At 70.2% G+C, this 13,192-nt stretch carries 13 protein-coding genes; 6 read left to right on the forward strand and 7 right to left on the reverse strand.

The features are described from left to right. Positions 1-57 precede the first annotated feature (57 nt). Positions 58-447, reverse strand: coding sequence for a VOC family protein (locus BLU79_RS37600; RefSeq protein ID WP_093910499.1), 390 nt, complete (start codon positions 445-447; stop codon positions 58-60). Positions 448-925: 478 nt separating this feature from the next. Here BLU79_RS37600 and BLU79_RS47915 point away from each other — a divergent pair, with 478 nt between their 5' ends. The 4 genes from BLU79_RS47915 (at position 926) to BLU79_RS37620 (ending at position 3,759) form a co-directional block, all read left to right on the forward strand. After that, positions 926-1,114, forward strand: coding sequence for a hypothetical protein (locus BLU79_RS47915; RefSeq protein ID WP_143052551.1), 189 nt, complete (start codon positions 926-928; stop codon positions 1,112-1,114). A 44-nt stretch (positions 1,115-1,158) separates the two neighbouring features. After that, the gene (locus BLU79_RS37610; RefSeq protein ID WP_093910500.1) at positions 1,159-1,821 is read left to right on the forward strand and encodes an NUDIX domain-containing protein; all 663 of its coding nucleotides are present in this window, start codon (positions 1,159-1,161) and stop codon (positions 1,819-1,821) included. 104 nt (positions 1,822-1,925) lie between these two features. Then, positions 1,926-2,909 carry an aldo/keto reductase gene (locus tag BLU79_RS37615; protein ID WP_093910501.1) on the forward strand — a complete coding sequence of 328 codons (984 nt, stop codon included), beginning with the start codon at positions 1,926-1,928 and terminating at the stop codon, positions 2,907-2,909. Positions 2,910-2,955: 46 nt separating this feature from the next. Next, positions 2,956-3,759, forward strand: coding sequence for a DUF427 domain-containing protein (locus BLU79_RS37620; protein WP_093910502.1), 804 nt, complete (start codon positions 2,956-2,958; stop codon positions 3,757-3,759). Between the two features lie 12 nt (positions 3,760-3,771). Here the strand turns inward: BLU79_RS37620 and BLU79_RS37625 are convergent, their stop codons facing one another. The 6 genes from BLU79_RS37625 to iolC are packed head-to-tail and all read right to left on the reverse strand — an operon-like array spanning position 3,772 to position 10,793. After that, positions 3,772-4,557 carry a GntR family transcriptional regulator gene (locus tag BLU79_RS37625; RefSeq protein ID WP_093910503.1) on the reverse strand — a complete coding sequence of 262 codons (786 nt, stop codon included), beginning with the start codon at positions 4,555-4,557 and terminating at the stop codon, positions 3,772-3,774. A gap of 23 nt (positions 4,558-4,580) precedes the next feature. Then, positions 4,581-6,074, reverse strand: a complete 1,494-nt coding sequence (locus BLU79_RS37630; RefSeq protein WP_093910504.1) for a CoA-acylating methylmalonate-semialdehyde dehydrogenase — start codon at positions 6,072-6,074, stop codon at positions 4,581-4,583. A 49-nt stretch (positions 6,075-6,123) separates the two neighbouring features. Then, positions 6,124-8,001: a 3D-(3,5/4)-trihydroxycyclohexane-1,2-dione acylhydrolase (decyclizing) gene (gene iolD / locus BLU79_RS37635; protein WP_093910505.1), complete on the reverse strand. Its 1,878-nt coding sequence runs from the start codon at positions 7,999-8,001 to the stop codon at positions 6,124-6,126. Positions 8,002-8,009: 8 nt separating this feature from the next. Continuing rightward, positions 8,010-8,897, reverse strand: coding sequence for a 5-deoxy-glucuronate isomerase (gene iolB / locus BLU79_RS37640; protein ID WP_093910506.1), 888 nt, complete (start codon positions 8,895-8,897; stop codon positions 8,010-8,012). Between the two features lie 14 nt (positions 8,898-8,911). Continuing rightward, positions 8,912-9,799, reverse strand: coding sequence for a Cgl0159 family (beta/alpha)8-fold protein (locus BLU79_RS37645; protein WP_093910507.1), 888 nt, complete (start codon positions 9,797-9,799; stop codon positions 8,912-8,914). Between the two features lie 34 nt (positions 9,800-9,833). Next, a complete protein-coding gene (gene iolC / locus BLU79_RS37650; protein ID WP_093910508.1) occupies positions 9,834-10,793 on the reverse strand; it encodes a 5-dehydro-2-deoxygluconokinase in 960 nt (319 codons plus the stop codon). 303 nt (positions 10,794-11,096) lie between these two features. Between iolC and BLU79_RS37655 the strand changes: the two genes are divergently transcribed. Continuing rightward, on the forward strand, positions 11,097-12,113 hold the full coding sequence (locus tag BLU79_RS37655; RefSeq protein ID WP_093910509.1) for a sugar ABC transporter substrate-binding protein: 1,017 nt from the start codon (positions 11,097-11,099) through the stop codon (positions 12,111-12,113). Positions 12,114-12,118: 5 nt separating this feature from the next. Then, on the forward strand, positions 12,119-13,192 hold the full coding sequence (locus BLU79_RS37660) for an ABC transporter permease (protein ID WP_177001331.1): 1,074 nt from the start codon (positions 12,119-12,121) through the stop codon (positions 13,190-13,192).

Raw genomic sequence — 13,192 nt, forward strand, 5'->3', positions numbered from 1 at the left:
CCAGTATGCGGCCGTCCCGACCTCTTGGGCCACGCTCGCCGCCCAGCGGGATCGGGGTCAGTTCTCCTGGAGCACGGACAGCACGTTGCCCGCCGGGTCCGTGAACCAGGCGATCCCCGCCGGTCCCTCGGGGCCCCGGACGATGCCCTTGTCGTCGGCCTCGAACTCCGGGTAGCGCTCCATGCGCACGCCCCGCTGCGTCAAGCCGTCGACGGCCGCCTCGATGTCGTCCACGGGGAAGTTCAGGATGGTGAAGCTCGCGGGGGTGTGGTTGTCCTTGGGGTAGACGAAGACGCTGGCGCCGCTGCCCAGCTTGATGGTGAGCAGCCTCATGTCGCCCTGCCCGGTCTCCTCCACCGAGAGGCCGAGGGTCTCGCCGTAGAACTCACGAGCCTTGCCGAGATCGTCGACCGAGAAGCCGCTGAACGCCTTCGACTGTCCGAACATGCCGTCGTCTCCTTCGCCTGCACCGTCCGGGATTTCCGGGGCCACTCCCAGCGGACCACCACACGGGGCCCTGGCACGCGGCCCGGCGTCCGAATGGTCCCCGCGCCTCACCCTCAGGCGTCGGCCCCGTAGGTCCCGTAGTCCGGCAGCCCCGTCGACTCGACATGTTCGGCCAGTCCCGCGCGAAGTTCTGGTAGGCGCGGCGGCCGAGCAGGAAGGCGTTCGCCTCGTCGAGCCAGGTGCCGGCCAGGCGCTCGAACTCCTCGTCCAGGTGCGGCACGAACCAGCCGCCCCTGGTGAACCCGTCGCTGGTGTCCTCGTCCGGCGACCCCGGGCCCTGGGACACACCGTCGAGCGTCAGGAACTCCTGCAGCACCAGCTTCATCGCGCACCACGCTCTCTTCGACCGGTCCGGCCGATCCACCCCCGCCTCGCCGGATGACGGTGCCGATCGCCCGCTCCCCGCCAGGGTGCGTCCATGAAGGCCGCCGTGCACAGCTGGTACGGGCCACCGGGCGGGCTGTGCCTACCGGGCGGCCAGGCCCTTCAGACAGCCGACGCCCACCGCCATGTCGAGACCGGGCAGAAGATCGGCAACGGGGTCATCACCGTCGTACCGTCGCGCCAGAACCCGTCCTCCGCGACGCCCCGCGCCCCGAAATGGTAGAAGCGGGCCATGACCAACTCGCTCATCCACCGGGCCGGTGCCCGATGACCGCCGGCGTCGACACACCCGACCGTCGTGGCCGCACCGGGCTCGACCAGGCAGGCCGGGACCTGACCGGCAATCCCCGCGTCAAGGTGCGGGACGTGACGCTGCTCTCCAGCCACTGGTACGTCGAGCGCGCAACGACCTTCGACTTCCAGCACGCCGACGGCACCTGGAGCACCCAGCAGCGCGAGACGCACGACCGGGGCAACGGCGCGACCATGCTGCTGTACGACGCGGAACGCGAAACCGTCCTGCTCACCCGCCAGTTCCGCTTCCCGGTGTACGTCAACGGGCACCCCGACGGGATGCTCGTCGAGACGCCGGGCGGGCTGCTCGACGACGATGACGAGCACCCGGAGATCGCCGTACGTCGCGAGGTGGTGGAGGAGACCGGGCACACCATCGGCGAGGTCCAGCACGTCTTCGACGTCTACATGAGCCCGGGCTCGGTCACCGAACGCGTCAGCTTCTACGCCGCCGCATACGGCCCCTCGACCCACACCCATGAGGGCGGCGGCCTCGACGAGGAGGGCGAGGACATCGAGATCCTCGAACTGCCCTTCCGGCGGGCCCTGGAGATGATCAGGTCCGGGGAGATCGCCGACGCCAAGACCATCATGCTGCTGCAATGGGCGGCGCTGGACGGGCCGTTCGCGTCCTGACGCCTGAATTCGCCGCGCACTGCCTTGACTTGAAGTGCGCTTCAGGATGAACACTCCCGTTCGTGCCCCCAGATCGGGGTGCACGAACGGGAGGGGACCCGGCCATGAAGTACCGCACCATCGGCACCGACCCGAAGAACCGCCGCGAGGTCAGCGTGCTCGCGCTCGGCGCGATGCTGTTCGGTTCGCAGACCGACGAGGCGACCTCCTTCGCCGTACTCGACCGCTATGTCGAGGCCGGCGGGAACTTCATCGACACCTCCGACAACTACGCCTTCTGGATCGACGGCGGTCAGGGCGGCGAGAGCGAGGAACTGCTGGGACGGTGGCGGCGCAGCCGAGGCGTGGGGGACGAGATCGTCTTCGCGACCAAGCTCGGGGCGCGACCGCTGGCCCCCGGCACCGGATACATCGACAACGCGGAGGGCCTCTCGGCGAAGGTGATCCGCGAGTCCGCCGAGCGCAGCCGCGACCGGCTCGGCGTGGCGAAGCTGGACCTGCTCTACGCCCACATCGAGGACCAGAGGGTTCCGCTGCAGGAGACCGTCGAGGGGTTCGCCGAGCTGGTCGCCGAGGGCACCGTCGGTCTCCTCGGCGCCAGCAACCACGCCATCTGGCGCGTCGAGCGGGCCCGCGCCCTCGCCGCGGCGGCGGGCCTCCCCGGCTACGAGGTGCTCCAGTACGCCCACAGCCATCTGCGGCCCCGTCTCGACGTGCCGGACGACCTGTTCCCCGACGGCAGCCTCGGCCACGCCGGCCCGGAGCTGCTGAGCTATCTGCGCGCCGAGCCCGCCCTGACCCTGGTCGCCTACTCGCCGCTGCTCAAAGGCGCCTACACGCACCCCGACCGGCTGCCCCAGGACTTCGACCACGCGGGCACTCCGGCCCGGCTCAAGGTCCTGCGCGAGGTCGCCCGGGAGCGCGGGGCGACGGTCAACCAGGTCGTCCTGGCCTGGCAGATCGGCGCCGAGCTGCCGATCGTCCCGCTCGCCGGGGCGTCGTCCGTGGCCCAGCTGGAGGAGAACCTGGCCGCCGTGGACCTGGAGCTGACCCCGGAGCAGCGGGCCCGGCTCGACGCGGCCCACTGAACGCGCCGGGAGTACGCTCCGAAGAGGAGCCGAAGGAGAGTGGGCCATGCCTCTGTTTCCCAACGAGCGCAACGTCCGTACGACCCCGGAAGGCCTCCTCTGGGAGCCCAGCGAGCGCTGGGTGCGTGGCCGCAAGGGCGACGTCACCGTCGTCGACAGCCGGCACCCCCTCCTGGTCTGGGAACCCGATCTGCCCGTGCCCTGTTACGCGTTCCCGCGCGAGGAGGTTCGCACGGATCTCCTCCGCCCGGCCAAGAACCCGCAGACCGGCAAGCACACCGGATCGCAGATCTTCTACGACCTCGAAGCCGGCGTGGAGCTGGTGGAGAACGCGGCGTGGACGTTCCCCGCCGCGGACCTCGCGGACCACATCGCCTTCGAGTGGTTCTGGCGCTGGGGGAGCGGCCTCGACCACTGGTACGAGGAGGAGGAAGAGATCTTCATCCACCCGCGCGACCCGCACAAACGGGTGGACGCCATGCCCAGCAGCCGCCATGTCCAGGTCGAGATCGCCGGTACCGTCGTCGCGGACAGCCACAGCCCGGTGCTGCTGTTCGAGACCGGGCTGCCGACGCGGTACTACCTGCCCCGCGAGGACGTCCGACTCGACCTGTTCGAGCCGACCGACCACAGCACCGGCTGCCCGTACAAGGGCACGGCCCAGTACTGGAACTGGAGCGGCGAGGGCGAGGTCCCGCGCAACATCGTCTGGAGCTACGCCGAGCCGCTGCCCGCGGTGGGCCCCGTCAAGGGGCTGCTGGCCTTCTACAACGAGGCCGTGGACATCGTCCTGGACGGCGCACGCCTGCAGCGGCCGGTCACGCCGTTCACGCAGGGCCTCAAGCCGTGACCACCGCGAGCCTCAGGGTCTGACCAGCAGCTGGAAGTCGAACGCGTACCGGGACGCGCGGTAGATGTGGGTGCCGTACTCGACCGGCCGGCCGGTGTCGTCGTACGCCGTGCGCTGCATGGTCAGCAGCGCGGCGCCCTCCTTCTCGTCGAGGCGCTCGGCCTCCTCGTCGGTGGCGCAGCGGGCGCCGATGGTCTGGCGGGCGCTGTGCAGGGTGATGCCGGCGGCGCGCATCATCCGGTACAGGCCGGTCGACTCCAGCCGCGCGGTGCCGAGGTCGAGCAGGCTCGCGGGCAGGTAGTTGCACAGGATGGCCACGGGCTGGCCGTGCGTGCAGCGCAGCCGCTCCAGGAGCGTGACCTCCGCGCCCTCCGCGATGCCGAGCGCGGCGGCGACGTCGGCGGTCGCCGGGACGCGCTCGTTGCGGACGACCGCCGTGGTCGGGCCCTGTCCGGCGGCTTCCAGGTCGTCGTAGAGACTGCTGAGTTCCAGACCGCGCTTCACCTGGCTGTGCACCACCTGGGTGCCCACCCCGCGCCGCCGGACCAGCAGCCCCTTGTCGACGAGGGACTGGATCGCCTGCCGGACGGTGGGCCGGGACAGGCCCAGCCGTACCGACAGGTCGACCTCGTTGCCCAGGAGGTTGCCCGGAGCGAGGGCCCCGTGCTCGATCGCCGTCTCCAGCTGCTGCGCGAGCTGGTAGTACAGCGGCACCGGACTGCCCCGGTCCAGGGCGAAGTCCAGCGAGTCCAGCGCTGAGGCGGACACGGCACGTGCGGAGCCGCGGGTCTTCGCCATGGGACGACCTCCCGGTCGGGGTGTCAGGAGTTGCTGGGGAAACCGAGGTTGATGCCGCCGTCGGACGGGTCCGGCCAGCGCGTGGTGATCACCTTCCCCTGGGTGTAGAAGGCGATGCCGTCGTTGCCGTAGATGTGCAGGTCGCCGAAGAGCGAGTCCTTCCAGCCACCGAAGGAGTGGTAGCCGACCGGCACCGGGATCGGCACGTTCACGCCGACCATGCCCGCCTTGACCTCCAGCTGGAAGCGTCGGGCGGCGCCGCCGTCGCGGGTGAAGATCGCGGTGCCGTTGCCCCAACGGGAGTCGTTGATCAGCTTGATGGCCTCTTCGTACGTCTCCGCGCGCACCACGGCCAGCACCGGACCGAAGATCTCGTCCCGGTAGGCGTCCGCCGTCAGCGGCACCCGGTCCAGCAGGGAGACGCCGATGAAGAAGCCGTCCTCGTGGCCGTCGACCGAGTAGCCGGTGCCGTCGACGACGACCTCGGCGCCCTGCTCGGCGGCCGACGACACATACGACGCCACCTTGTCGCGGTGCTCGCGCGTGATCAGCGGGCCCATCTCGGAGGCCGGGTCGTTGCCGGGACCGATGCGCAGGTTCTTCGCCCGCTCGGCGATCTTGCCGACCAGCTCGTCGCCCGTGTCACCGACCGCGACCACGACCGACACGGCCATGCAGCGTTCGCCCGCCGAACCGTAGGCGGCGTTGATCGCCTGGTCGGCGGCGAAGTCGAGGTCGGCGTCGGGCAGCACCAGCATGTGGTTCTTGGCGCCGCCGAGGGCCTGCACGCGCTTGCCGTGCTCGACCGCCTTGAGCTGGATGTACTTCGCGATCGGCGTCGAGCCGACGAAGGACACCGCCTCGATGTCCGGGTGCTCCAGAAGCCGGTCCACGGCCACCTTGTCGCCCTGCACGATGTTCAGCACGCCCTCGGGCAGCCCTGCCTCGGTGGCCAGCTCGGCGAGCCGGTACGACGCCGACGGGTCCTTCTCGGACGGCTTGAGCACGAAGGTGTTGCCGCACGCGATGGCCAGCGGGAACATCCACATCGGCACCATGGCCGGGAAGTTGAACGGCGTGATGCCGGCGACGACACCCAGCGGCTGGCGGATCGAGGCGACGTCCACCCGGGTCGAGACCTGCGTCGACAGCTCGCCCTTCAGCTGCACGCTGATCCCGCAGGCCAGCTCCACGATCTCCAGGCCGCGCGCGACCTCGCCGAGGGCGTCGGAGTGCACCTTGCCGTGCTCGGCGGTGATCAGCTCGGCGATCTCGTCGCGGTGGGCGTCCAGCAGCTCGCGGTACTTGAAGAGGATCGCGGTGCGCTTGGCGAGGGAGGACTGGCCCCAGCTCTCGAACGCGGCCTTCGCGGAGGCGACGGCGGCGTCCACCTCGTCGACGGACGCGAAGGCGACCTGCTTCTCCTGGGCGCCGGTGGCCGGGTTGTAGACGGCGCCGAAGCGGCCGGAGGTGCTCTCGGCGGGCTTGCCGTCGATCCAGTGGGTGAGGGTCTTCATCGTGCGAAAGGCCTTTCGTGTGCGGGGAGTTGAGAGGGGGTGACGGCGATCAGAGGTGGTGGCGGCGTCCGGCGACGTGCCGGTCGTAGCGTTCGCGGGCCTCGACGGCGGCCTCGCGGGAGGCGACCTCGGCGACGGGCACGTCCCACCAGGCCTCGGGGCCGGGGGAGGTGGGGTTGAGGATGTCCGTCTCGACGTAGACACAGGTCGGCCGGTCGGAGGCGCGGGCCGCGGCCAGCGCCTCGCGCAGCTCGCGCACCGTCTTGGCGCGCAGCACGTCCATGCCGAGGCTGGCCGCGTTGGCGGCGAGGTCGACCGGGAGCGGAGCGCCGGTGAAGGTGCCGTCGGCGGCCCGGTAGCGGTAGTCGGTGCCGAAGCGCTCGGCGCCGGTCTCGGCGGACAGCCCGCCGATGGAGGCGTAGCCGTGGTTCTGGATCAGGACGATGTTGACCGGCAGTCCCTCCTGGACCGCGGTGACGATCTCCGTCGGCATCATCAGGTAGGTGCCGTCGCCGACCAGCGACCATACGGCCCTGTCCGGGGCGGCCTGCTGGATGCCGATGCCGGCTGGGATCTCGTAGCCCATGCAGGAGTAGCCGTACTCCAGGTGGTATTGGCGCGGGGAGCGCGACCGCCACAGCTTGTGCAGGTCACCCGGGAGCGAACCGGCCGCGTTGATGACCACGTCGTCGTCCCCGACCACCGCGTCCAGCGCGCCCAGCACCTGGGTCTGCGTCGGTACGGCACTCTCGTCGTCGGCACGGTAGGCGGCCTCGACGACCGCGTCCCAGCGCTCCTTGCCGGCCCGGTACTCGGCCTCGTACGCGGCCTCGACGCGGTGGCCGGAAAGCGCCTCCGTCAGGGCCGTGAGCCCTGCCCGCGCGTCGCAGACCAGCGTCCGTGCCGCCAGCTTGTGTGCGTCGAAGCCCGTGATGTTGAGGTTCAGGAAGCGCACGTCCGGGTTCTGGAAGAGGGTGCCGGAGGCGGTGGTGAAGTCCGTGTACCGGGTGCCGACGCCGATCACCAGGTCGGCGGCGCGGGCGACGTCGTCGCTGACCGACGTCCCGGTGTGGCCGATGCCGCCGAGGTCGGCGGGGTGGTCGTGGCGCAGCGAGCCCTTGCCCGCCTGGGTGGAGGAGACGGGGACGCCGGTGGCCTCCACGAAGGCCTTCAGCGCGCCCTCGGCCTCGCTGTGGTGGACGCCGCCGCCCGCGACGATCAACGGGCGCTCGGCGGCCCGGATCGCCTCGACGGCCGCCGTCAGCTCGACCGGGTCGGGCGCGGGGCGTCGTACGTACCAGACGCGCTCGGCGAAGAACTCCGTCGGCCAGTCGTACGCCTCCGCCTGGACGTCCTGGGGGAGGGCCAGCGTCACCGCTCCGGTCTCGGCCGGGTCGGCGAGCACGCGCATGGCGTTCAGCGCGGACGGGATCAGGGCCTCGGGGCGGGTGATCCGGTCGAAGTACCGGGAGACCGGGCGCAGGGTGTCGTTGACCGACAGGTCCGCCTCGGTCGGGTGCTCCAGCTGCTGGAGCAGCGGGTCGGGGGCGTGCGAGGCGAAGTAGTCGCCGGGGAGCAGGAGGACGGGCAGGCGGTTGATCGTCGCCAGGGCCGCTCCGGTCACCAGGTTCGTGGCGCCCGGACCGATCGACGTCGTGACCGCCTGTGCGGAGAGGCGGTTGAGCTGACGGGCGTAGCCGACGGCCGCGTGCACCATGGACTGCTCGTTGCGGCCCTGGTGGTACGGCATGACGTCCTCGCCCGCCTGGAGCAGGGCCTGGCCGAGGCCGGCCACGTTGCCATGGCCGAAGATGCCCCAGGTGCCGGCGACCAGCCGGTGCCGTACGCCGTCACGCTCGGTGTACTGGACGGACAGGAACCGCACCAGCGCCTGGGCGACGGTCAGGCGGACGGTGGATTGGCTCATCGGGGACCTCACTGGGACGGAGCGGTGTAGAGGGGGAGACGGGGGTCGACGGGCTGGTCCGGCCAGGTGCCGCGGACCCAGGCGTGATCGGGGTGGTCGCAGATCAGCCAGGCGCGGTCGGCCTCGGGGCCCGCCATGACGTTGAGGTAGTACATGTGGTGGCCGGGCACCGCCATGGAGGGCCCGTGCCAGCCGTCGGGGATCAGTACGACGTCGCCGCCGCGCACCTCGGCCAGGACGTCGGTGTTCCGGCCGTGTCCGGACGGGGAGACGCGCTGGTAGCCGAGGCCGGGGGTGCCCTCGTGGTCGGCGAACTCGAAGTAGTAGATCTCCTCCAGCACCGACTCCTCGCCGGGGCGGTGCTCGTCGTGCTTGTGCGGCGGGAAGGACGACCAGTTGCCGCCGGGGGTGATGACCTCGACCGCGATGAGCTTGTCGCACTCGAAGACACCGGCCGCGCCGAAGTTGTTCACCTGGCGGCTGCTGTTGCCCGTGCCGCGCAGTTCCACCGGCACCGACGACGCCGGCCCGTAGCGGGCGGGCAGCCGCCGGCTGCAGCGCGCGCCGGTCAGCGCGAACCGTCCGCCGCTGCTGGACGAGACGGTCGTACGGGCGTCGCGCGGCACGTACGCGAAGTCGCTGACCCCGCTGAACACGCTGTCACGGCCGGTGAGGCGGAAGGTGTCGTGGCCGAAGTCGTCGGTCGTCTCGACCGTGCAGCCACCGTTCAGCGACAGCACGATCCACTCGCTGTCGCCGGTGTCGAAGGCGTGCGAGCCGCCGGGCGGCAGCTCCAGGACCTTCAGGCTGGAGTAGCCCCAGCCGGCTTTCTCGGGCGTGACGTCCACGACGTAGGGGCCGCCGAGCGCCTTTCCCGCGGGAAGGTGATACGTCATCTGGTTCCTCCGGGTCACAACAGGCCGACGGCCGTGTCCACCGCCGTCTCCACGCTGCCCTCGGCCGGGTAGAGCAGCGAGCGGCCGACGACCATGCCCTGGACGGTGGGGAGCCGGAGCGCCTTGCGCCAGCGCTCGTAGGCCCCCGCTTGTTCTTCGGCGGAGCCCCCGACCTCACCGCCGAGCAGCACGACGGGCAACGTGGACGTCTCCAGAACCTCGGCCATGTCGTCGGGGTCATGGGTGACGGGCAGTTTCAGCCATGTGTACGCCGAGGTGCCGCCCAGGCCCGACGCGATGGCGATCGACTTGGTGACGGCCTCGGCGGACAGGTCGTTGCGCACCGTGCCGTCGATCCGCCGGGAGATGAACGGCTCGACGAACAAGGGGAGCCGCAGCGCGGCCATGGCGTCGATGGCGCGGGCCGTGGACTCCAGGGTGGTCAGCGAGCCCGGGTCGTCGTAGTCGATCCGGACCAGCAGCTTGCCCGCGTCGAAGCGCAGCCGGGCGATGTCCTCGGCGCGGTGGCCGGTGAAGCGGTCGTCCATCTCGAAGGAGGCTCCGGCCAGGCCCCCGCGGTTCATGGAGCCCATGACAACCTTGTCGTCGAGGACGCCGAGGAGCAGCAGGTCCTCCAGGATGTCGGCGGTGGCGAGCACTCCGTCCACCCCGGGCCGCGACAGCGCGATGCAGAGACGTTCCAGCAGATCGGCTCTGTCGGCCATGGCCAGCCGGCGGCCGCCGACGCCCAGGGCGCCGCGGGCCGGATGGTCGGCGGCCACGATCATCAGGCGCCCGCTGTCGCCGATCAGCGGGCGGCGCACCCGGCGGGCCGCGGCCTCGGCGATCGCCTCGGGGTGCCGGGCTCTGATCGCGGTGAGGTCGGGGATGGTGATGCTCAAAGGAAGCTCCGTTTCAGGGGTGGCTCGGCGGCCGTCACGACTTCTGCGCGAGGAGTTCCTCGACCTCGGACTCGGTGGGCATCGCGGAGGAGCAGGCCAGGCGGGAGGCGACGAGGGCGCCGGCGGCGTTGGCGTACCGCATGGTTTCGGCCAGATCCCAGCCGGACAGCAGCCCGTGGACCAGCGAGCCGCCGAAGGCGTCGCCCGCGCCGAGACCGTTGGCCACCTCGACCGGCACCGGCGGCACCTCGGCCTCGGTGCCGTCGCGGTGGACCGCCAGCACGCCCTTGGGGCCCTGCTTGACGACCGCGAGCTCCACGCCGGCCGCGAGCAGCGCCTGCGCGCACGCACGCGGCTCGCGGACCCCGGTGGCGACCTCGCACTCGTCGAGGTTGCCGACCGCAACGGTCGCGTGCCGCAGGGCCTCCGTGTAGTACGGGCGGGCCTCCTCGGGGTCGCGCCAGAACATCGGGCGCCAGTCGAGGTCGAAGACGGTGGTGCCCGCCTTGTCGCGCGCCTTGAGGGCGGCGAGGGTGGCGGAGCGGCTCGGCTCCTCGCTCAGGCCGGTGCCGGTGATCCAGAAGACGCGGGCCGATCGGATGGCCCAGTAGTCCAGCTCGTCGGAATGTATCTCCAGGTCAGGCGCCTTAGGCTGCCGGTAGAAGTACAACGGGAAGTCGTCCGGCGGGAAGATCTCGCAGAACGTCACCGGCGTCGGATACGCCGCGACGGGCGTCACCCAGCGGTCGTCGACGCCGAAGTCCTTGAGGGCCTCGTGCAGGTAGGCACCGAAGGGATCGTCGCCGGTGCGGGTGATCACGGCGGTGGTCCGGCCGAGCCGGGCGGCGGCTACGGCGACGTTCGCGGCCGAGCCTCCGAGGAATTTGCCGAACGTCTCCACCTGCGTCAAAGGTAGGCCAGACTGCAGGGGGTAGAGATCGACTCCTATCCTTCCCATCGTGATCAAGTCGAAGGGCTTGGCTGACTCGGCCATGCGCAACGCTCCTAGAGCTGGGCTGGGGGTGGGGCCCCCAGGGGGCCTGTCGCCTCCCAGGTGTAGGTCGTGGAGGCCGACGCTGTCAATACTTTGTACTTACATTCGGACCTGCTTGTGAAATGATGTCTTAACAAAGTATTGACAGCGCGCGCATCCAGGGACTTGGATCCCGTCTCAGCGAAACCGCCGTGTTCCACGGCACACGACCCGGGCTTCTCCCACTCGTCCGGGCCATCGATCCCAGTGATCGTCCCTTTCCCCCGTCGCAACACCCCCGTCGCACAGTGAGGTGCTGGAAAGATGGACCGCTCTTACTCTCGCTCCCGCAGGTTGGCCCCCGCAGTGGCCGTGGCCGCAGCGGCAGCGCTGACGCTCGCCGGATGCTCCAGCAGCTCGGGCGGCAAGGAGGCCGAGGAGAGCGCGCAGGGCGCCTCCGCGGGCAAGGCCGACACCCCCCGCATGAAGGTCGCCCTGGTCACGCACCAGGCGGCCGGTGACACCTTCTGGGACATCGTCCGCAAGGGTGCCGAGGCTGCCGCCGCGAAGGACAACGTCGAGCTGATCTACTCCAACGACCCGAACGCGGGCACCCAGGCCAACCTGGTGCAGAACGCCATCGACCAGAAGGTCGACGGGATCGCGATCACCCTCGCCAAGCCGGACGCCATGAAGGACGTCGTGAGCAAGGCCAAGGCCGCCGGCATACCGGTCGTCGGCCTCAACTCCGGTGTGAGCGACTGGCAGAAGCTCGGCCTGATGGAGTTCTTCGGCCAGGACGAGAACGTGGCGGGTGAGGCGCTGGGCAAGCGGCTGAACGAGGCCGGCGCCAAGAAGGCCGTCTGTGTCGTCCAGGAGCAGGGCAACATCGGCCTGGAGCAGCGCTGCGCGGGCGTGAAGAAGACCTTCGAGGGCGACGTCGAGAACCTGAACGTCAACGGCACCGACATGCCGTCCGTGAAGTCGACGATCACCGCCAAGCTCAAGCAGGACAGCGACCTCGACTACGTCGTCACCCTCGGCGCCCCGTTCGCGCTGACGGCGGCGCAGTCGATCGGTGACGCCGGCAGCAAGGCGAAGGTCGCCACCTTCGACCTCAACAAGCAACTGACCGGAGCGATCAGCGACGGCTCCATCGAGTTCGCCGTGGACCAGCAGCCCTACCTCCAGGGCTACCTGGCGATCGACTCCCTGTGGCTCTACAAGAACAACGGCAACTACATGGGCGGCGGCGAGCAGCCGGTGCTGACCGGCCCGGCCTTCGTCGACAAGACGAACGTCGAGACGATCGAGAAGTACGCCGCGAAGGGAACCCGGTGACGAGCATGACCCAACAGGCTGAGCCGGCGGTGACCACACCGCCGGCCCCCGGCCCGGGCAAGTCGAAGGACGGGCGCACGGCCGAACGCCCGCTGGCGCTCAGGTTGTTGGCCCGGCCCGAGGTCGGTGTCTTCCTCGGCGCCGTCGCGGTGCTGGTCTTCTTCCTGATCACGGCGCCGCCGGTGCGGGACGGCAGCTCGCTGGCCAACATCCTGTACCAGTCGTCGACGATCGGGATCATGGCCCTGCCGGTCGCGCTGCTGATGATCGGCGGCGAGTTCGACCTGTCGGCCGGTGTCGCGGTGATCACCTCGGCGCTGACCGCGGCCATGCTCAGCTACCAGCTGACGATGAACGTGTGGGTCGGTGTGATCGCCGCCCTGGTCGTGTCCCTCGCGGTCGGTTTCTTCAACGGCTGGCTGCTGGTCAAGACCGGCTTGCCGAGCTTCCTGGTCACACTCGGCACGTTCCTGATCCTTCAGGGCGTGAACCTGGCGGTGACCAAGCTGGTCACCACCAACGTGGCCACGGACGACATCAGCGACATGGACGGCTTCGACCAGGCCAAGGCGCTCTTCGCCTCGTCCTTCGACGTCGGCGGCGTCAACGTGAAGATCACGGTGGTGTGGTGGCTGGTGTTCGCGGCCATCGCCACGTGGGTGCTGCTGCGCACCAAGTACGGCAACTGGATCTTCGCCGTCGGCGGCAACCAGCAGTCCGCCCGCGCGGTCGGTGTGCCGGTCACCTTCACCAAGATCTCCCTCTTCATGCTGGTCGGCTTCGGCGCCTGGTTCGTCGGTATGCACCAGCTGTTCTCGTTCAACACCGTGCAGTCGGGTGAGGGTGTCGGCCAGGAGCTGATCTACATCGCGGCGGCGGTCATCGGCGGCTGTCTGCTGACCGGTGGTGCCGGTTCGGCGATCGGCCCGGTCTTCGGTGCCTTCATGTTCGGCATGGTGCAGCAGGGCATCGTCTACGCCGGCTGGAACCCCGACTGGTTCAAGGCGTTCCTGGGCGTGATGCTCCTCGGCGCCGTCCTGATCAACCTGTACGTGCAGCGCACGGCGACCAGGAGGTGA

The organism is Streptomyces sp. cf386 (assembly GCF_900103585.1).
Taxonomy (GTDB): Bacteria; Actinomycetota; Actinomycetes; order Streptomycetales; family Streptomycetaceae; genus Streptomyces.